The organism is Bacillus cereus group sp. BfR-BA-01347 (genome assembly GCF_022663835.1).
Classification (GTDB): domain Bacteria; phylum Bacillota; class Bacilli; order Bacillales; family Bacillaceae_G; genus Bacillus_A; species Bacillus_A thuringiensis_K.
The window spans coordinates 46,718-66,174 of the sequence record NZ_JAKUGG010000003.1; the positions used below are offsets into that span (position 1 = coordinate 46,718).

Below are 19,457 nucleotides of genomic sequence, written 5' to 3' on the forward strand. Positions count from 1 at the left end.
TTTATAAACTATTTTGGAGGGCAAGAATGTCAAGGTTCTTACAGAGAGTACGCAAGTTAAGGAGAAAACCAGCCCATATAATTGCTCGCAAGATAGCTCAAAAATCGTATGAGGCTATATATTATAAAGGACGTAAATTAGTTGTTGCGAAAAATTTAATAGATGTGGAACAAGAAGCTTTTAAGAATTTCCAACCACTATGTAATTTTTTATTTGAAACAAGAGATAAATTAAATTATATGAGCAAATTAAAAAAATTGGGTGGAGAGGCAGAACTTATTGGGGATGCTGAAAAAATATATAATCATACCTTTAATTTATTAGGTTCTGGTGATGCTCAATTAGGGAAGAATATATTATGGAATAAGGACTTTAAAACAGGATTTATTTGGGATAATCAGTTTTATAAAGAAATTAAAATAATTGACTTGCAGAATCAAGCTGATGTCAAGGTGCCATGGGAGTTATCAAGATTCCAGCATGTTTTTACACTAGGGAAAGCATATTGGGTAATGGAAGATGAAAAATATGCAGTTGAGTTTAAAGAACAGATAATAGATTGGATAGAGAAGAATCCTGTTGAGATGTCTGTGAATTGGACATGTACAATGGACGTAGCAATTAGGGCTGTAAATTGGATAGTTGGTTATTGTCTTTTCAGAGATTCGAGAGAAATAGATAAGGATTTTTGGGAAGTTTTCAATAAGAGTTTATATATGCACGGAAAGTTTATTTATAAAAATTTAGAGAATAAAGGTGAACATACTGGTAATCATTATTTATCTAATATAGTAGGATTAGTCTGGTTAGGGTTATATTTCAAGCAGTTTAGTCTCTCCTCAGTCTTTAATAGTAATACTCCCGAGAAGTGGTTAGCGTATGGAGTAGCTGAACTAGAAAAAGAGATGTTTGTACAAGTAAATGAAGATGGGACAAATTATGAAGCCTCCACCTCGTATCATAGATTGGTAACCGAATTATTTTTAATTACAACTATATTATGTAAGGAAAATAGTATTAACTTTTCTGAAAAGTATGTTGAGCGTTTAGAAAAAATGTGTGATTTCTTAATGTATTTAAATCAACCTAATGGAAAAAGTCCGTTAATTGGGGATGCGGATGACGGAAGACTTATTATTTTTTCTAACTATGGTTCCTGGAATAAAAATGACTTTCGACATTTACTAGCAATTGCAGGTGAATTTTTCAATAGGGATGATTTTCGGTATTTTGGTTTAGACTATAGGGAGGATGCCCTATGGTGTACGGGAAGCTGGACTGATATCGAGCAGCAGTTCTTATTGGAATCTAAAGCATTTAGCAGTGGTGGATATTACATCTTACGGAATGAGGATGTATATTGCTGTATTCGATGCGGGGAATTATCGTTTAGAGGACAGGGAGCACATAGCCATAATGATCAGTTAAGCTTTACTTTAAGCGTTACTGGCGAAGATATTTTTATTGATTCAGGCACATTTACGTATACAGCTGATTATAAAATGCGAAACTTATTTAGAAGCACGAGTGTGCATAATACGCTTGAAATCCCACCATATGAACAAAATGATTTTGAGAAATATCATTTATTTGAGATGGCAGAACAAAGTTTCTCAAAAGGTAATTATTTTAAAGATAGTAAATTTGTAGGTCAGCATAGAGGGTATTTAAAAAAATGTGGGGTAATTCATGAGAGGGCTATATATTTAGAGGGAAATAAGATAAATATCAAGGATAATGTAATAGGTGAAAAAACTTTTGACCAGTGTAAATTTAATTTCATTCTAGATCCTGAAGTTAAGGTCAAATTTGAAGGAAACAAGGTACATATTTCAAAAAAACATGTTTATGGAGTCTTACAAGTAAATAAAAATATGAAAATAGATCATGAAGCTATTTTTGTTTCTGATGGTTATGGGAGGAAAAAGGAAAGTATAAAGTTAGTGGTGAAAACTTCTGCCTCTCACCTAGAGACATCTTTAGTATTTAAAAATTATAAGGATGATTAGTTTGAAGAATACTATAAAAAAATTACCGTACCCATTTAAATTACCGCTATTATATATGGCTGCATTAATTCCTCAAAAGTTGAGAGAAAGCAAAGAGTATAAAGAGTATGTAAGATTCTTAGAATCTTCTTCTTCGTGGGATGCTACAAAGATAGCCGAATTTCAAAATACACAATTACAGTTATTAATTAAGCATGCTTATGAAAATGTTCCTTTCTATACTCAAATGTTTAATCAATATGGGATTAGTGTAAAAGATATTAGGGATGTTGGAGATTTGAAGAAAATCCCTATTATAGATAAGTCCGTGGTTAAAGAAAATAGAGAAAAATTTATAGCTAAAAATATTGATATAAGTAAAATTAAGTCTATTAATACAGGTGGCACGACTTCTAGCCCAATGCATTTCTACAATACAGATACTACAAACAATAGAGAAGCTGCATTTTTTAATCGTATATGGAAGAAGTATGGTTATGAAGGGCAATTATGCTTAGTGTTAAGAGGAGATGCAAATGATAGTGAACAATTATATAAATATAGTCCTTATAATAAAGTAATATCTATAAATACTAGAAATTTAGATGAAGAAAAAATGGAGGGGATATTAGGTGTCATTTCAAAATATGAACCCTCTTTTATACAAGCATACCCTTCATTGATTTATCTCTTATCTAAATATATTAATAGAAATGAACTGTCAGGAAAAATAGGAAAGTTTAAAGCTGTTTTTTGTTCCTCAGAAAAAATGTACGATTTTCAAAGAGAAGAAATAAAAAAGGCTTTTAATACTCAAGTAATTGATTATTATGGGCATAATGAACGTCTAGCTTTAATGGAATATTGCCCAATATGTAGCAGGTACCATGTTTTACCTGAATATGGTATTGTGGAATTTTTAGATAACAATGGATCCTCAGTCAATCAAGAAAATGAAATGGCCGAAATTGTGGGGACAGGTTTTAATAACTATGCTTTTCCACTTATTCGTTATAAAACATCAGATATTGCAACAATATCTGGAAGCGACTGTAAATGTAAATGTGGTAAACCATATGTCAGTGTAAAAGAAATTGATGGGCGATCAGGGGACTTTTTAGTGACTGAGGATGGGAAGCATTATTCACCAACTATGTTGGAATTTGCCATTCGTCATGTTGAAAACTTTAGGGATTTACAGTTAGTACAAAAAGATTATAATCAATTGGAAGTACTTATTGTACCAAACCAATATTATACAGAAGCTGAGGGGATTCGTTTTAGTAATGAACTTCAAAAAAGAATAGATACTAATATTAATATTGAAGTAAGAATAGTAAACCATATAGATAGGCCGTTAAACCAAAAACATAGATTTATTATCTCTAATATAAAGTGAGGGACTAAACATTGAAAAAAACAATTGGATTTCCTATAAGTGATAAAAAAAATGAAAAAAGAAGAGCTTTAGTGCCTGAAGATATAGTAAACATTAGTAATAAAGATATGATATATGTTGAAAAGGGATACGGAGAAATTTTAGGAATTACAGATAAACAGTATATTGATATGGGAGTTAATGTAGTTGAAAGAGATATTGTTATGTCTAGGGATGTTATATGTGATCCTAAAGCTGGTGACGCTGGATATCTAGAAGATTTAAGGGAAGGACAGCTTGTTTTTGGATGGATACATGCAGTTCAAAATAAAGATATAACAGATCAATTTATAAATAATAAACTAACTGCAATTGCTTGGGAAGATATGTTTGAAAGTGGAAGACACGTTTTTTGGCGAAATAATGAGATAGCTGGGGAAGCTGCAGTTTTACACGCTTATAATTTATATGGGAAATTACCATACGAGACAAAGGTTGCTATTTTAGGACGCGGAAACATAGGAAGAGGTGCATATAAAACGCTAGTTGCTCTTGGGGCTGATGTTGTAATGTATGATAGAAGAACAGAAGTTTTATTCCAGGAAGAACTTGGTAAATATGATGTGTTAGTAAACGCAATTCTTTGGGATGTTGATCGTACAGATCATATTATTTATAAGGAAGATTTAAAACGCATGAAAAAAGGAGCAATGATTATTGATATTAGTTGCGATGCACATAAAGCTGTAGAGACAAGTGTTCCAACTAGTATAAGTAATCCTGTCTATGAAATTGATGGGGTTTTACATTATGTAGTAGATCACACTCCAACTATGTTTTATAAAACTGTTTCTAGATCTTTAAGTTTAGAGATTTGTAAATATATAGATTTTATTGTTGAAGATATAGAAAATAAAGTATTATTAGGAGCTTTAATTATAGACAAAGGAATAATTAGAGATAAACGCATAGTAGATTTTCAAAATCGCTGTTTAGAAACAGTATAGAGAAATAACTAGCTCTTAAAAAGAACTAAAAGGAGAGCTTATATTATGAAAATTAATATAATTGGTACAGTCCCACCCCCTATAGGTGGGATTTCTGTTCATATAAAAAGGACAAAAAAGTTTTTAGATGAAAGAGAGATAGAAAGTGCAGTATACAATGAAGCAAATTGGGGAAGAGAAGAAGATGATATTTATCCTATAAAAAATTATAAATTTTTTATGTGTAGGCTTCCTTTTTTAAAGGCTGATGTGTTCCACTTTCATTCCATAGATATAAAAATTCGTATTCTTTTAGGAGTATATAATTTTTTTGGAAAAAAAATTATATTAACAGTACATGGAGAAAGTCTAACTGATCAATTAAAGAGTTCTAATTTTATTACTAGATATTTATTATTAAAAAGTCTAAATAAACTTGAAAAAATTATTTGTGTAAATAATTCAATTACAAATGACCTAATTCAATTTGGAATAAAACATCAAAAAGTAATTACAGTTCCAGGATATATCCATCCGCAAGAGGATAAGAAAGATATCCTTAGCATACCAGAAACAGTTTGGGATTTCATAAAAAGAACGCCTTTCCTTATTAGTGCAAACGGATGTGTACGTTTTTATAAAAATGAGGACTTGTATGGAATTGATATGCTTATTGAATTAATGAAGAAATTAAAAGATAACAGAATAGAAACGAGTTTACTATTTGCTGTTTTAGATAAAGATAGTCAGACAGAACTTGAAAAAACGTATTATCAAGAGTTAAAAGAAAGAATAATAAGATATAAATTGGAAAATCACATTATGTTTTATGAGGTAGAAAATACAGAGTTTTATCCTATTCTCCAAAAAACAAATCTGTTTATAAGGCCTACTAATACTGATGGTTTGGGAGTATCAATTACAGAAGCAATTCATTATAAGGTACCTTCTATAGCAAGCAAAGTCTGTGAAAGACCAACAGGTACGATATTGTTTGAATCCCGGAACGTAGATGATTTATTTGAGAAAGTAATTAAGGTTATTCAAAATTATAATGAGTATGTTGATGAGATAAGTGTGATAAATAATCAAGATTATGCAGAGAACTTGCTCAGTATTTATAGAGAGGTAAGCTCTAAGTAAAAATATTAAATTAGCAAGGTTTGGAGGATAAAATGTATCAGATTAATGTATGTAGCTCATTAGAAGATGTACAAAATAAAAAAAATGAGTGGTTGAAATTTGAAAAAAAAATAAATAATCAAAATATAACCACTTCGTATTATTGGATAGAAAGCTTTCTAAAGGTATTTTTTCCAAGAGAAGATAATCAATTTGGTTATAAAAAAGAAATCATTGTAATCTTTCTGTATAAAGAAGGAGAGTTAATCGCAATAGCTCCATTAATACAAGTAGTCCATAGAAAATATGGAATTAAATTAAAAATGATAGAATTTATAGGCCAACAATGGGGTGGAACCTTTATTGATATTATTGGTAGAGGTTTAAGTAAAGAGGATGTAGATTATATTATGGGATATGTTTATAGTAATTATAAATTTGATTTATTACACTTTAAATATATTAGAAAATCTACTGAGAATTTTGATTTGAATAGTAAAGATGCAGAAGTTTTATCAGGATGTCCATATCTGGTAATTGAGGATTTCAATGAGTTCGATGAATACAAAAATCAGGTATATTCAAAAAAATTAAAGCAAAATATTAGAACAGCATTTAATAAAATGAAGAAAAAAGGATTAATTTATGATTCAGTAATTGAAAGAATAAATAATCAAAACTTTGAAGACATTGTAAGGATTTCCCGCTCAAAACTTGAGGACGGCAAAGGTAGTATTTATTTAGATGAAGATAAGAAGAAATTTGTAAAAACAATTATCGATAGTTTACCAAGCGAGGTTATATTTGGAAGGATTAACAATGATTGTGTTGCGTACAGACTGAATTTATTTTTTAATGATATAAAATTTTGCTTTGACGCAGCTTATGATAGGGAATTTAGAAATCTAGAATTAGGCACTCTATCAGTAGAAGAAAGTATTAAGGATAGCTTTAAGAAGAATATTAAATTACATTCGGAGGGTGCGGGAACAGATTTTTATAAGTTAAAATTTATGAAAGAAGTAGAGCAAATCTATACATACACTAAAAAGGGAAATACTTTGCTAAGCTTTATACATTATAATAGGCATTTAATTAAAGTAAGAAAAGATAATGACTAGATAGAATAATGATATGATTCTAAGAAAATAATGAAAGGTAATAGATGATGAGCTTAGTAAATAAAGTTAGAAATCGGAGTATGAAAACTATAATTAAAAAAATCAAAACAAAATTTTTCACGGTTTCCAATGGATATATATTAAACTTGAATAATTATAATATGGTTCCTTATGAGGAAAAATATAATTTTTACGCATTAATGCCGATGCAAATGTATCATTTGAAAAAAATGATTGAGTCATATGGTAACCAAGTAGGTAGTTACAAATATGAAATTCTAAAAAAGAGAATTACAGAACAGGATAAACATATACCATATGTAGTAGTAGACAAGGAAGGCGATTTATATGGTTATTTCCACCTCTCCATTGGAGATACGCGAGATGGTACTATAAATATTGATGTTCAAGTTAGTAAAAATACAGTGTATTTATTTGATGATTATACTTTTTTAGAAAAACGTGGTAAAGGTGTGCATAAATTTTCGGTTTACTCGCGTTTAGAGTTGGCTAAGAAACTAGGATATTCAAAAGCTATTGTAAACATATTAAAAGGAAATTTGTATTCTGAAAAAAGCTATAAGGGGTTAGGCTTTATAAAAAATTTAGTTTATTATTATGTTCACATTTTAAACTTTAAAAAAACTTTTACTCGTGTGGTTAAGAAATAATTTTAAGTTAAGGAATAGTGGTAAGTATGAGTTTAAATAGTAATAAGTTGATATCTAGTGGGACTGTATATTTTATATTTTCAATTCTAACACAACTAATAAATATGTTACTCATCCCTTTATATACTAGTAATTTATCACAAAATGATTATGGGAAATATGAATTATTAAATACCATACAACAATTGTTAGGCCTTGCTATTACAATTGGGGTATATTCGGGATTAAAAAGATTTTTTTATGATGTAGAAAATAAAATAACATTGAAAAATACAGCATTAAACTTTTCAGTATTATGGGGGATTGTTGTTTTTTCATTTGTATATTTTATTAGTCCGTTAATAAGTGACTATGTTTTTAGTGGTGACAATGAGGTCACTCTTTATATTAGAGTTATAGTAATAACTTCTTTATTGACATGTTTGATTGCTATTTATACTAGTTATTATGAAATGGAATTTAAAGCTTTTAGGGTAGCCATAGTACAATTAAGTATCTTAATTTTAACATTTCTATTAGCCACATATTATATTTTGATTTTGGGCAATGGAATTATAGGTATATTAAAGGCTACTTTAATTTCGAATCTATTAGTTTTTATTGTATTGTTTATATTAGACTTTAAAAATTATAAAATTACTATTCATGTACCATATCTTAAAAACATACTGTATTATGGTGGAGGTTTATTGTTAGGACAAATTTCGGCATGGATATTAAATTTGATAGATCGCTTTTTTATTAAAGAATTAATCAATTATTCAGCAGTTGCGGTGTATTCAATATCCTCAAAAATTGGAATGTTAATCAATCCAGTTTTTATCACGCCATTTGCTCAAGTATTTACAGCTTATAAATTTAAGGTTTATAAAGAAGAAGGCGGTCAACAAAAAATCCAAAATATGTTTCGAATCTACAATATTGTAGGTTGTTTTTGTATTTTTGGATTAGCTATATTTGGTAAGATAGCGATTAGTATTTTAGCTACAAATGAATATTTAGAGGCTTATAAGATTATTCCATTAATTGCTATTTCTCATTTTATATGGGGAATTGGACAATTTTATTCTTTAGGTTTACATGTAGCAAATAAAATGATGTTAAATTCCCTAATTGTTGTAATTAGTGCTCTTATAAATATAGTGCTAAATATATTACTAATTCCTCATCTTGGGATAAATGGTGCAGCTTTAGCGACAATTGTATCTTATATAGTGGCTAATATTCTTTATTATTATTTTAGTGAAAAATACTATAGTTTAGGATTAGGCTTACTATATCCATATAAATATTTTACCATTTTCGTTTTATTATATGGGGTATATTGGATGCTGATTTCTCCAATTCAAAATTTATACATTGAATTTATTTGTAATGTATTTCTATGTATAGTATATGTTTTATTATTGATTGTTTTCAAATTTACTAATATTCAAGAAATTAGGGAATTTCTGTTGTCAATAGTAAAAAAGAAATAGATAATATTCAAAACTATTTAATTTTTTGAGCTAATGTATAATAAAGATTAAATGAAAAGTAATTTAAAGTATTAAATATTTTAATAAGGAGAAGATATGATGAATATTGAAATATGTAAGTGGTTTAATAATTCAGATTCTCCAGTTATGTTTATGATAGACGATTTAGCAAACGTTTGGGTAGATACAACTAAAAGTGGGGAATTAGAATTAGGTGAAGATTGGGGTTATTGGAAAAACGAAGAAAAATCATCTTTTCGATATTTAAACGAAGTTATTTTAAAGGAATTTCCAGAGGTTAAAGCTACATTCTTTGTTCCAGTAGGTGTTAGAGTGGGAATGATAAAAGAACCGGTAGCGCCCTCAATATCAAAAAAGATTAACCATGATGAAGCGACGAAAAAATTTTTTAGAGACATTCATCAAAACCCCAGATTTGAAATTGCATATCATGGAACTACTCATGGTAAAGTGGGAGAAACTAATTTGGATTTCAAACAAGAATGGGAACTTTTTTCGAGTTTAGAAAAAGCTGTGGATGTTGTTGAGGAAGGAAAAAGAATCTACAAAGATGCAATAGGTGTTAATCCTTTAGGTGGAAAATATTGTGGTTATGCTAGTAATGAGTTTTCAGATCTTAGTATAGATAAAACAGATTTTTTATGGTGGTGTAGATATTGGAATAGAGGCATAGAGGAGGGAGAAGTAGATAAAGTTTCTGGAAGGGATAAAAATTTATTATCTAATTATGATATCAAAAAGTTTGGAGATAATAATGTTATTGACATACCATCAACAGTAAACGGTGGTTTATTGACAAGTGTATTAAATAGCAATTTTATATCTATTAAGGGTATATTAAAAAAATTATTGAAAAACTATTTAGTACAAAAAAGGTTACAACAAATTGAATATTTACTAAAGAGGAAATTAGTCATTAGTATCCAGGAGCATATTGCACCTTCTAGGGATGATGGAAGAAGACAAATGCCTAATATTTTTGATGATACTAAAAGTTTACAAACCATATTTAGATATCTTCGTAATAAGAATGTATGGTATTGTACAGGTACTGAATTGGCGAGTTATGTATATTTAAGGGATAATTTTTTAATTAAGTCTACATCTGAAGGTACTTTTTATTTCGTACAAACCAAGGATAATAATCGAGACGTAGAATTAGGGGAAGTAACCCTGTCTATTTCTGGTTGTGAAAAAAGAAAATTGTTATTACCGAATCAAACAATTAAAAAAGTAAGGAATGGCATTGTTAATGTTCCAATAATGTCAGGAACTTATCAAATTATTTAGGGACATATTGCTGATTTTAAGTAATAAGTAATTTAAATCCATGAGGTTACTACATATGAAATTAATATTTATTTTAAGTCTATTTTTATTTCTTTATTTTTCTTCTTTATGTTTAATTCTTATGAGGAAGAATAAAAAAAATACCATTATTATTTTTATGTCTATAATTCTAGTGGTCATAACTTTAAATATTTCACCGACTATGTTTGTTGTTGAATTTCAAGATATTCGAGTACAGTTATTACTATTTGTTTTAGTTATTTTGAATTGTACATTAGCAATATATAAGTTAATTCAAAAACAAACATTTTCTAGTTTTGATAGGAAAACATACAGTATTACAACGTATGCTGTATGTTTGTTGGTAATTATTTCCTGCTTCCCTTTGCAGTTTTTAACATTACAAATATTTGATATTAACTTATTTGTATTCCATCTGACTGTGTACTGTAACATTTTGTTAATGGGATTCTTCTTTAATCAAGTTAGGGGTTTTAGCTTACAATCAATGCAATTTTTTCAGGTAGTAGGCTTTTTCTCTCTATTTAATTCTATTTTATCAGTAATTCAATACATATTTAATCGGTCTTTTTTGTTATTTTCAAATGGGGCTAGTATTAATTACACAGAAGGATTAGAAGTTGTTAAAAGAGTTGTTGGAGTAATAGGGGCTAGTAATGGTGCTGGGAATTTAGGGGTTATCTTATTTCCTATTCTAGTATTCAATTTTTTGAAAAGGAAAAACTCTTTAAATCTGTTAGTTTTATTATTAAATATTGTATTTGTTATATTAACTTTAACGCGCATATCATATGTGGCTATTTTGTGCCAAGTACTAATTATTTTCTTAATTAAGAAATCTAAGAATAAGAAGGAATTTGGTTATAAAGTTTTATTTGCTAGTATGGTTCTCATAGGATGTACACTCATTATATCCTTATTTTATAGTGAAATATTCGATTTGTTATTTGTAAGTCGTGGTGGCACACAGGAACACAGGTTTATACAATTTATAAATGTTTTTCAAGTAATCAAAGAAAATCTTGCAATGGGAATAGGGGCTGGACAATATACGTATTATGCATCTTATTATCTTTTTGCAACAGATTTAGTTGTGCACTCACAAGTTTTAAATATTCTTTTAGAACAAGGAATAGTTTCATTTATGAGTTTTGTAATCTTAAATATAAGCTTACTATTATTTACACTGAGAAATATTGATGACGGTTATAAATGGCTGCCGATTTCTCTATTTATAGGTAATTTAATTACCACAAATTTCAATCCGAATCAATACTATTCTATAAATATATATATATACTTTTTTATTATGCTATCACTTACATGTTCTACAGATTTATTGTCAAAGAAAAAGTGAAGATTTAAATAGTTGCTGAGATAGTTGAATGTTCAGCTAATGGAGAAGAGGAAATAAAATGAATATACTGATGTGTGAATATCTTCAATATGATACCGTATTTCAAGTGGGAAGCCATTACTACGCTAAAGAATTTCTTAAAGAAAATAATAATGTGGTTTGGGCTAATCAACCTAAACCCTTTTTTTTCGGTAAAGAAAAAAATAATAAGGTGCCCACTACAAACTTAGAAATTTACAATCCTAATGTCTTACTACCTTTTTGTAAATATCCTGGGCTTAATACAAAATTTTGGGCAGAATATCATATAAAATATCCTTTTTCAAAAGTTAGTAGTGATTTAAAGAAAAAAGAAATAGATGTGATGTGGCTGACAAATGTAAAAATGTACGAGTTAGCAAATCAATTGAATTATAAATTTATGATTCATAGAATGGCTGATGACTTTTCTGGTTTTAAAGGAGCGTATAAGAACCTTATATATTTACAAAATCAAGTTGTACAAAAATCAAACCTAGTGGTTGTTACCGCCAAAAATTTAGTTGATGTTGCTTATAAACATAATAAAAATGTTTTATATCTTCCAAATGGTGTTAATACAAATAGGTTTAAAGGAAATGTTGGTGATATGCCCCTAGAGTATCAAAATTTAAATCGTCCTGTTGTTGTATATGTAGGGGCAGTAGAAGAATGGTTTGATTATGAATTAGTTATTAAAGCAGCTGAAAAATTAAAAGAATATGCTTTTGTTATTATAGGAAATGTAAATGATAAGATAAGAGAAACCTTTGCTTCAAATAAAAACATCCATTTGTTAGGAAAAAAATCGCATGATGAGATACCTAAGTATTTAAAGCATGCTAACGTGGGTATTATGCCGTTTGTTGATAATAAATTAACAAATAGTATTCATCCATTAAAGTTATATGAATATTTTGCAGCCGGATTACCTGTTGTGTCAAGAAAGCTTCAAGAAGTAGTTGAAATGGATTCACCGGCTAAATTATATAAGACAAATGAAGAATTTATAACTTTAATAGATGAAGCAATTAAAGAGACATTAAATAAAGAAATGTTTATAGAATATGCCGAGCATAATACATGGGAAAAGAGATATGAATATTTAAAGCAGTATATAAATTATTAGGGTGAGTATATGAAAATACTATTAATTAATAAATATTACTATGTAAAGGGTGGTAGTGAGACGTATTTTTTTGGTTTAAAAAAAATGCTAGAAGATAATGGACATGAAGTTATTGTTTTTAGTATGCAAGATGAAAAAAATCAACAAAGTGAGTTTGAAGATCACTTCGTAAAAAATGTTAATTATCAAGAGGATAGTGGCATTTTAGCGAAAATGCAGGGAGCTTTGAAATTAATCCATTCTAATGAAGCGTATAAGAAGTTATGCAAGTTAATTGCTTGTACTAAACCAGATATTGCCCATGTTAACTTAATATATCATCAACTGACACCTTCTATTTTTCAAGCATTAAAAAAATATAACATACCAACGGTTTTTACTTCACATGATTATAAATTAGTTTGTCCAAATTATAAGCTTTTTAATAATGATGAAGTATGTACGAAATGTATACAAGGTAATTTTGTGAATTGTTTTAAAAATCGTTGTCATAAAGATTCAACAATATATAGTCTTTTATTAACTATGGAAGCATATTGGCATAAATGGTTAAAATCATATGATGTAGCTGATTTTGTAATATGTCCAAGTAAATTTATGTATAATCAATTAGCTGAAAATAGGATACCGGATACAAAGCTAGTGCACCTTCCAAATTTTTTAACAAATAATTTTCTTGAAATTGAAATGAATGAGAAAAAAGAAAAATTTATACTCTATTATGGTAGACTTTCTAAAGAAAAAGGCATAGATACTTTGCTAGATGCTCAAAGATTATTAGGTGAAAGAGTAACTTTGAAGTTAATAGGAACGGGCCCAGAGGAAGAGAGATTAAAAGCTAGAGTTGAACAAGAGAATATTCGAAACGTTGAATTTTTAGGATTTAAATCTGGAACTGATTTAGTAGCAGAAATTAAGAAGGCGAAAGCTACTATAATTCCTTCGATATGGCATGAAGTTTTTGGTTTAACGATTATTGAATCTTTAAGTGTGGGAACCCCTGTAATCGGATCTAAAGTGGGGGGGATAACAGAATTGATAAAAGAAGGAGAGAATGGATTTCTATTTGAAAGAGCGGATGAAAAAGAGCTTGCAAATAAAATAGATAGATTAATCAATTTAACAGAAGATGAGTATGCTCAAATGGAACGAAATAGCTATCAGGCTAAAAATGACTTTAAACCTGAATGGTATTATGGAGAATTGATTAGCATATATGAACAAGCTATTAATAATAAGAAGATAAGGAAGTAATTTGATAATGAAACATGTATTTATAATCGGATCTAAAGGAATTCCCGCAAAATATGGTGGATTCGAAACATTTGTAGAATACTTAACAGCTCGAAAACAAAGTGAAGATATTCAATATCACGTATCTTGTCTAGCTCATGATAATGATGAGTTTAAGCATAATAATGCAAGATGTTTTAATGTCAAAACACCTGAAATTGGTAGTGCTAAAGCAGTAGCATACGATATTTTAAGTTTAAAAGAGTGTATCCGTTATATTAAAAGAAATAGCCTTACAAATTGCATTGTTTACGTGCTTGCTTGTCGTATTGGTCCATTCTTTTCCTTCTATAAAAATAAGCTAGAAAAAATGGGTGTAAAAGTATTTGTAAATCCAGATGGGCATGAGTGGAAAAGAAGTAAATGGAGCCCTGCTATCAGAACATATTGGAAAATATCTGAGAAGTTAATGGTTAAAAATGCAGATTTGTTAGTATGTGATTCTAAAGGAATTGAGTCATATATTAAAACAGATTATAAAAAGTATAACCCTAAGACGACATTTATTGCTTATGGCGCGGATGTTACATCGTCATCTCTAAAAGACGAGGATGTAAAACTAAATGAATGGTATAAGAAACATGATATAAGCGCCAATGAATATTACTTAGTAGTTGGTCGTTTCGTTCCAGAGAACAATTATGAGTTAATGGTCCGTGAATTCATGAAATCAGATTCTAAAAAAGACTTTGTTATTATCTCTAATGTTGAACAAAATCAATTTTATCAGGATTTATTAGCAACGACGAATTTTGATAAGGATCCTCGTGTTAAGTTTGTTGGAACTGTATATGATCAAGAACTATTAAAGAAAGTTCGTGAAAATGCGTTTGCATATTTCCATGGGCATGAAGTAGGTGGAACGAATCCATCATTATTGGAAGCATTGGCGTCTACAAAATTAAATATGCTTTTAGATGTGGTGTTTAATAAAGAGGTTGGGGAAGCAGGAGCTGTTTACTTCTCTAAAGAAGGTGGATCCTTGGCTAACTTAATTCATGACGTTGAGCGATATTCACAAGAGCAAATTAATGAATTAAGTAATAAGGCAAAAGATAGAATCATCCATGAATACTCATGGGAAAAAATTGTAACAGATTATGAATCTTTATTTTTAAAGTCATAAATTAGAAAGGGGATGAATCTGGGCAGATTTATTCCCTATTTCTATGATATAAAAAGGGGCGCGAGCAATTTATGAAAGGTATTATTCTAGCTGGAGGTAGTGGAACACGTTTATATCCACTAACACAAGCAGTATCAAAACAATTATTACCTGTATATGATAAGCCAATGATTTACTATCCATTATCAGTATTAATGCTTGCTGGTATTCAAGAAATTTTAATCATCTCTACACCACAGGATACACCTCGTTTTAAAGAGTTATTGGGAGATGGTTCGCAGTTTGGGATAAAGCTTGAATATGCTGTGCAACCTTCACCCGACGGTTTAGCTCAGGCATTTATTATCGGAGAAGAGTTTATTGGCGATGATTCTGTAGCCCTTGTTCTTGGTGATAATTTATTCTATGGACACGGTTTAACGAAACTATTACAAAACGCCGTAGAACGCCAAGAAGGGGCAACTGTCTTTGGATATTATGTAAATGATCCAGAACGTTTTGGAGTTGTAGAGTTTGATGAAGGTGGGAAGGCTATTTCTATTGAAGAGAAGCCTCAAGAGCCAAAGTCACATTATGCTGTAACAGGTTTATATTTCTATGATAATCGTGTTATAGAGATTGCGAAGAATATTAAACCATCACCTCGTGGAGAATTGGAAATTACTGATATAAATAAGGTTTATTTACAATTACAAGAGTTACACGTTGAAATTCTTGGCCGAGGCTTTTCTTGGTTAGACTCTGGCACGCACGAGTCATTATTAGAAGCATCTCAATTTATTGAAACAATTGAAAAACGTCAAAGTTTAAAGGTAGCTTGTTTAGAGGAAATAGCATTTAGAAAAGGATATATTACCCGTGAGCAACTATTTGAATTAGCAGAGCCTATGAAAAAAAATCAATACGGTCAATACTTGATTCGATTGGCAGAACAAAGTAAACAAAAACAACCAATTTATCAATAAAGGAGTACTTATAATGAAGATTGTTGAAACTAAAATTCCTGATGTAGTTATTTTAGAGCCTAGGGTATTTGGCGATCATCGCGGATATTTTATGGAAAGTTATAATAAAGAGGTTTTTGATAAGCTTGGTTTAGATTACGAATTTATTCAGGATAATCAATCTTTATCTGTACCAGCCGGAACATTACGTGGATTACATTTTCAGTTAAATCCTAAAGCACAGACAAAGATAGTACGCTGTATCACAGGTGCTATTTATGATGTAGCTGTTGATATTCGGAAAGGTTCACCTACATATGGCCAATGGGTTGGTGTTATTTTAAGTGAACATAATAAACGCCAATTAGTCGTGCCGAAAGGATTTGCACATGGATTTTGTACATTAGTGCCAAATTCGACAGTGGCTTACAAAGTAGATGAATACTATTCTCCTAATCATGATGCTGGTATTCTATGGAATGATCCAGCCTTAGGAATTGATTGGCCGGTGAGTGAACCAATCCTTTCGGAAAAGGATACTAAACATCCATTATTAGAAGAAGCAAATATTAATTTTGTGTACGAGAAATAAGGAGGAATAATATGAAAGTATTAGTAACAGGTGGCGCAGGGTTTATTGGAAGTAACTTTGTTCGATATATGGTGAAGAAGTATCCGGAATATAATATTGTAAACTTAGATTCTTTAACATATGCAGGTAATTTAGAAAATCTAAAAGATATTGAGGAATTATCTAATTATAAATTTGTCAAAGGCGATATAGCAGATCGTCAGTTTATTAACCAATTATTTAAAGAAGAAAAGTTTGATTATGTGTTAAATTTTGCAGCAGAGTCACATGTTGATAGAAGTATTACAAATCCTGATATCTTTATTCAAACGAATATTCAAGGTACACAAGTATTACTAGATGCTGCTAAAAATGCGGAAGTAAAAAAATACTTACAAGTTTCAACAGATGAGGTATATGGAACTTTAGGTGAGACTGGTTACTTTACGGAAGAAACACCTTTGGCATCAAATAGCCCGTATAGTTCAAGTAAAGCTGGTGCAGATTTATTAGTTCGTGCTTATCATGAAACATTTGGTTTACCAGTAAATATTACACGTTGTTCAAATAATTACGGACCATTCCATTTCCCAGAGAAATTAATTCCTTTAATGATTATTAATGCACTAAATGATAAACAATTACCTGTATATGGTGATGGTTTAAATGTACGTGATTGGTTACATGTTGAGGATCACTGTCAGGCAATTGATTTAGTACTTCATAAAGGTGAAAATGGTGAAGTGTACAATGTTGGTGGAAATAACGAACGTACAAATATTGAAATCGTAAAAACAATCTTGAAAGCATTGGACAAGCCTGAATCTCTGATTAAGTATGTTACAGATCGTCCAGGTCATGATCGTCGTTACGCAATTGATGCGACAAAACTCCGTGAAGAATTAGGTTGGTCACCCAAGTACAATTTTGACACAGGTATTGAGCAAACTATTAAATGGTATTTAGAAAATCAAGATTGGTGGAAAAATATTATTTCTGGAGAATACCAAGAATACTTCAAGAATCAATATGCTAATAGATTAGAGGTATAAAACATGAAGGTATTAGTAACAGGAGCTAAAGGTCAGTTAGGACAAGATGTAGTAAGTTTATTAAAAGAACAAACATGGGAAGTCTTTGGGTTCGGCAGAGAAGAGTTAAATATTACAGATGAAAAACAAGTAAGCGAGAAAGTATTATTAATTCAACCCGATATTATTATTCATACGGCAGCATATACACAAGTAGATCAAGCGGAAAGCGATGAAGAATCTGCTTTTAAAGTCAATGCTGAAGGAACAAAATACTTAGCTCAAGCTGCTGAAGCAGTAGGGGCAAAGTTTTGTTATGTAAGTACTGATTACGTTTTTGATGGAACAAAAGATACTCCATATAAACCGGATGATCAAACGAATCCTCAGACTGTATACGGTAAATCAAAATTAGTTGGAGAACAGTATACACAAGAGTATTGTTCAAAAAGTTATATTGTTAGAACGTCTTGGGTATTTGGTTTATATGGTAATAATTTTGTGAAGACGATGCTACGTTTGGCAGAGGAGAATAAAGAATTAGGGATTGTTCATGATCAAGTGGGTTCACCAACTTATACCACTGATTTAGCAAGATTTATTATTAGTCTTGTACAAACTGATAAATATGGAGTATATCATGGTTCTAATTCAGGGGTGTGCTCTTGGTATGAGTTTGCAAAAGAGATATTCAAGCAATCTAATATTGAAATAGTGGTCAATCCACTAAAGACCGAAGATTTTCCAAGGCCTGCCGCACGCCCTAAGTACTCAGTGCTGGATAAAGGGATGATTGAAGAAAATGGATTTGAATCGCTTCAAAATTGGAAGGAAGCTTTAAAAGATTTTCTCAAGAAGCTATAAGATAGTGGAAGAATCAGCAGTTTACAAATGATTTGTAAATCTGTATAGTTTTATGTGGAATAATAGTAAGAATAAGGTTGTTGAATTTGTTATTTGAAAGAAGGAAAAACGATGAAGAAAAAGATTCTATTTTGGATTCTAGGTATCATTGGTGTTCTTGTTATTGCTGGTGGAGTATATGCGTATACTGTTTACTCTAATGTATCTAATACATTAAATACAGTGCATAAGCCTTTGGATCGTGATAAGTCTGATAAACGAGATAAGAAAGTAGAAATTGCGGATAATAAACCTATATCTATTTTACTGATGGGCGTAGATCAAGAAGGTAATGGAACAGGTAGATCCGATTCACTTATGTTATTTACCTTAAACCAAAAAACAAAATCTATGAAAATTACAAGTATCCCACGAGACTCTTATACGGAGATTGTAGGGAAAGGGAAAAAAGATAAAATCAACCATGCCTATGCTTTTGGCGGAATTGATATGGCTGTAAAAACAGTAGAGAATTTTCTTAATGTACCAGTCGATCATTACATTGAGGTAAACATGGCTGGATTCAAAGATATTGTAGACGCTGTTGGTGGTGTTGATGTAAATAATGATTTGGAGTTTACATCAAGGGAGCAACATTTTGCTAAAGGTAACATCCATTTAAATGGTGAAACAGCATTAAAGTATACTCGTATGCGTTATGAAGATCCACGTGGTGACTTCGGTCGTCAAATGCGCCAACGTCAAGTAATTCAAGCTGTAATTAAGAAGGGTGCAAGTGTATCTTCTCTAGCAAGCTACGGTGATGTATTAAAAGCAATTGAGAAAAACGTAAAAACAAGTTTAACGCAAGATCAAATGTTTGATATTCAAAAGAATTATAAAGATTGTATGGAGAACAGTGAAGAAATTCAAATTCCAGGTGACGGACACAAAGCCGCTGATGGTATTTGGTACTACTATGTTCCAGAGGCAGCAAAACAAGATATAACGAATAAGTTAAGAGCACATCTTGAATTAACTAAGTAATATGTAATAACCCAGCTCCTTT

17 protein-coding genes are annotated in these 19,457 nt (G+C 30.2%); all 17 read left to right on the forward strand.

Features of this window, described 5'->3' with window-relative positions; all coding sequences use genetic code 11:
- The first annotated feature begins 26 nt into the window (after positions 1 to 26).
- Positions 27 to 2,009 carry an alginate lyase family protein gene (locus MR143_RS06300; RefSeq protein ID WP_199696923.1) on the forward strand — a complete coding sequence of 661 codons (1,983 nt, stop codon included), beginning with the start codon at positions 27 to 29 and terminating at the stop codon, positions 2,007 to 2,009.
- On the forward strand, positions 2,002 to 3,387 hold the full coding sequence (locus tag MR143_RS06305) for an acyl-CoA synthetase family protein (RefSeq protein ID WP_228494169.1): 1,386 nt from the start codon (positions 2,002 to 2,004) through the stop codon (positions 3,385 to 3,387). The genes MR143_RS06300 and MR143_RS06305 overlap by 8 nt, the downstream gene beginning before the upstream one ends.
- 11 nt (positions 3,388 to 3,398) lie before the next feature.
- Entirely contained in the window at positions 3,399 to 4,373 is a 975-nt protein-coding gene (locus tag MR143_RS06310) for a N(5)-(carboxyethyl)ornithine synthase (protein ID WP_000750924.1), read from the forward strand.
- Positions 4,374 to 4,418: 45 nt separating this feature from the next.
- The gene (locus tag MR143_RS06315) at positions 4,419 to 5,495 is read left to right on the forward strand and encodes a glycosyltransferase family 4 protein (RefSeq protein WP_000700166.1); all 1,077 of its coding nucleotides are present in this window, start codon (positions 4,419 to 4,421) and stop codon (positions 5,493 to 5,495) included.
- Between the two features lie 32 nt (positions 5,496 to 5,527).
- Complete coding sequence (locus MR143_RS06320; protein WP_098902555.1) at positions 5,528 to 6,595, forward strand: GNAT family N-acetyltransferase; 1,068 nt, start codon at positions 5,528 to 5,530, stop codon at positions 6,593 to 6,595.
- An 80-nt stretch (positions 6,596 to 6,675) separates the two neighbouring features.
- A complete protein-coding gene (locus tag MR143_RS06325) occupies positions 6,676 to 7,266 on the forward strand; it encodes a GNAT family N-acetyltransferase (protein WP_242280638.1) in 591 nt (196 codons plus the stop codon).
- A gap of 26 nt (positions 7,267 to 7,292) precedes the next feature.
- Positions 7,293 to 8,744, forward strand: a complete 1,452-nt coding sequence (locus tag MR143_RS06330) for a lipopolysaccharide biosynthesis protein (RefSeq protein WP_199696925.1) — start codon at positions 7,293 to 7,295, stop codon at positions 8,742 to 8,744.
- A gap of 99 nt (positions 8,745 to 8,843) precedes the next feature.
- The gene (locus tag MR143_RS06335; protein WP_242280639.1) at positions 8,844 to 10,055 is read left to right on the forward strand and encodes a polysaccharide deacetylase family protein; all 1,212 of its coding nucleotides are present in this window, start codon (positions 8,844 to 8,846) and stop codon (positions 10,053 to 10,055) included.
- A gap of 55 nt (positions 10,056 to 10,110) precedes the next feature.
- A complete protein-coding gene (locus MR143_RS06340) occupies positions 10,111 to 11,433 on the forward strand; it encodes an O-antigen ligase family protein (RefSeq protein ID WP_105434370.1) in 1,323 nt (440 codons plus the stop codon).
- Between the two features lie 58 nt (positions 11,434 to 11,491).
- The gene (locus tag MR143_RS06345; RefSeq protein ID WP_151640054.1) at positions 11,492 to 12,580 is read left to right on the forward strand and encodes a glycosyltransferase; all 1,089 of its coding nucleotides are present in this window, start codon (positions 11,492 to 11,494) and stop codon (positions 12,578 to 12,580) included.
- Between the two features lie 9 nt (positions 12,581 to 12,589).
- Positions 12,590 to 13,834: a glycosyltransferase family 4 protein gene (locus MR143_RS06350; RefSeq protein ID WP_242280640.1), complete on the forward strand. Its 1,245-nt coding sequence runs from the start codon at positions 12,590 to 12,592 to the stop codon at positions 13,832 to 13,834.
- A gap of 7 nt (positions 13,835 to 13,841) precedes the next feature.
- A complete protein-coding gene (cps2T, locus tag MR143_RS06355) occupies positions 13,842 to 14,999 on the forward strand; it encodes a beta 1-4 rhamnosyltransferase Cps2T (protein ID WP_044306719.1) in 1,158 nt (385 codons plus the stop codon).
- Positions 15,000 to 15,070: 71 nt separating this feature from the next.
- A complete protein-coding gene (gene rfbA / locus MR143_RS06360) occupies positions 15,071 to 15,964 on the forward strand; it encodes a glucose-1-phosphate thymidylyltransferase RfbA (RefSeq protein ID WP_044306718.1) in 894 nt (297 codons plus the stop codon).
- Between the two features lie 13 nt (positions 15,965 to 15,977).
- A complete protein-coding gene (gene rfbC, locus MR143_RS06365; protein ID WP_044306717.1) occupies positions 15,978 to 16,535 on the forward strand; it encodes a dTDP-4-dehydrorhamnose 3,5-epimerase in 558 nt (185 codons plus the stop codon).
- 11 nt (positions 16,536 to 16,546) lie between these two features.
- Positions 16,547 to 17,566, forward strand: a complete 1,020-nt coding sequence (gene rfbB, locus MR143_RS06370) for a dTDP-glucose 4,6-dehydratase (RefSeq protein WP_086407159.1) — start codon at positions 16,547 to 16,549, stop codon at positions 17,564 to 17,566.
- Between the two features lie 3 nt (positions 17,567 to 17,569).
- Positions 17,570 to 18,409, forward strand: coding sequence for a dTDP-4-dehydrorhamnose reductase (gene rfbD / locus MR143_RS06375; RefSeq protein WP_000866890.1), 840 nt, complete (start codon positions 17,570 to 17,572; stop codon positions 18,407 to 18,409).
- A 111-nt stretch (positions 18,410 to 18,520) separates the two neighbouring features.
- A complete protein-coding gene (gene tagU / locus MR143_RS06380; RefSeq protein ID WP_000727065.1) occupies positions 18,521 to 19,435 on the forward strand; it encodes a polyisoprenyl-teichoic acid--peptidoglycan teichoic acid transferase TagU in 915 nt (304 codons plus the stop codon).
- The last annotated feature ends 22 nt before the right edge of the window (positions 19,436 to 19,457 follow it).

What these genes read in the sequence shown, in the direction of transcription:
- MR143_RS06300 (WP_199696923.1), top strand. Translation starts at nt 27, where the DNA reads ATGTCAAGGTTCTTACAGAGAGTACGCAAGTTAAGGAGAAAACCAGCC.
- rfbC (WP_044306717.1), top strand. Translation starts at nt 15,978, where the DNA reads ATGAAGATTGTTGAAACTAAAATTCCTGATGTAGTTATTTTAGAGCCT.
- rfbD (WP_000866890.1), top strand. Translation starts at nt 17,570, where the DNA reads ATGAAGGTATTAGTAACAGGAGCTAAAGGTCAGTTAGGACAAGATGTA.
- MR143_RS06350 (WP_242280640.1), top strand. Translation starts at nt 12,590, where the DNA reads ATGAAAATACTATTAATTAATAAATATTACTATGTAAAGGGTGGTAGT.
- MR143_RS06320 (WP_098902555.1), top strand. Translation starts at nt 5,528, where the DNA reads ATGTATCAGATTAATGTATGTAGCTCATTAGAAGATGTACAAAATAAA.
- MR143_RS06325 (WP_242280638.1), top strand. Translation starts at nt 6,676, where the DNA reads ATGAAAACTATAATTAAAAAAATCAAAACAAAATTTTTCACGGTTTCC.
- MR143_RS06315 (WP_000700166.1), top strand. Translation starts at nt 4,419, where the DNA reads ATGAAAATTAATATAATTGGTACAGTCCCACCCCCTATAGGTGGGATT.
- tagU (WP_000727065.1), top strand. Translation starts at nt 18,521, where the DNA reads ATGAAGAAAAAGATTCTATTTTGGATTCTAGGTATCATTGGTGTTCTT.
- MR143_RS06335 (WP_242280639.1), top strand. Translation starts at nt 8,844, where the DNA reads ATGAATATTGAAATATGTAAGTGGTTTAATAATTCAGATTCTCCAGTT.
- MR143_RS06340 (WP_105434370.1), top strand. Translation starts at nt 10,111, where the DNA reads ATGAAATTAATATTTATTTTAAGTCTATTTTTATTTCTTTATTTTTCT.
- MR143_RS06330 (WP_199696925.1), top strand. Translation starts at nt 7,293, where the DNA reads ATGAGTTTAAATAGTAATAAGTTGATATCTAGTGGGACTGTATATTTT.
- MR143_RS06305 (WP_228494169.1), top strand. Translation starts at nt 2,002, where the DNA reads ATGATTAGTTTGAAGAATACTATAAAAAAATTACCGTACCCATTTAAA.
- cps2T (WP_044306719.1), top strand. Translation starts at nt 13,842, where the DNA reads ATGAAACATGTATTTATAATCGGATCTAAAGGAATTCCCGCAAAATAT.
- rfbB (WP_086407159.1), top strand. Translation starts at nt 16,547, where the DNA reads ATGAAAGTATTAGTAACAGGTGGCGCAGGGTTTATTGGAAGTAACTTT.
- rfbA (WP_044306718.1), top strand. Translation starts at nt 15,071, where the DNA reads ATGAAAGGTATTATTCTAGCTGGAGGTAGTGGAACACGTTTATATCCA.
- MR143_RS06345 (WP_151640054.1), top strand. Translation starts at nt 11,492, where the DNA reads ATGAATATACTGATGTGTGAATATCTTCAATATGATACCGTATTTCAA.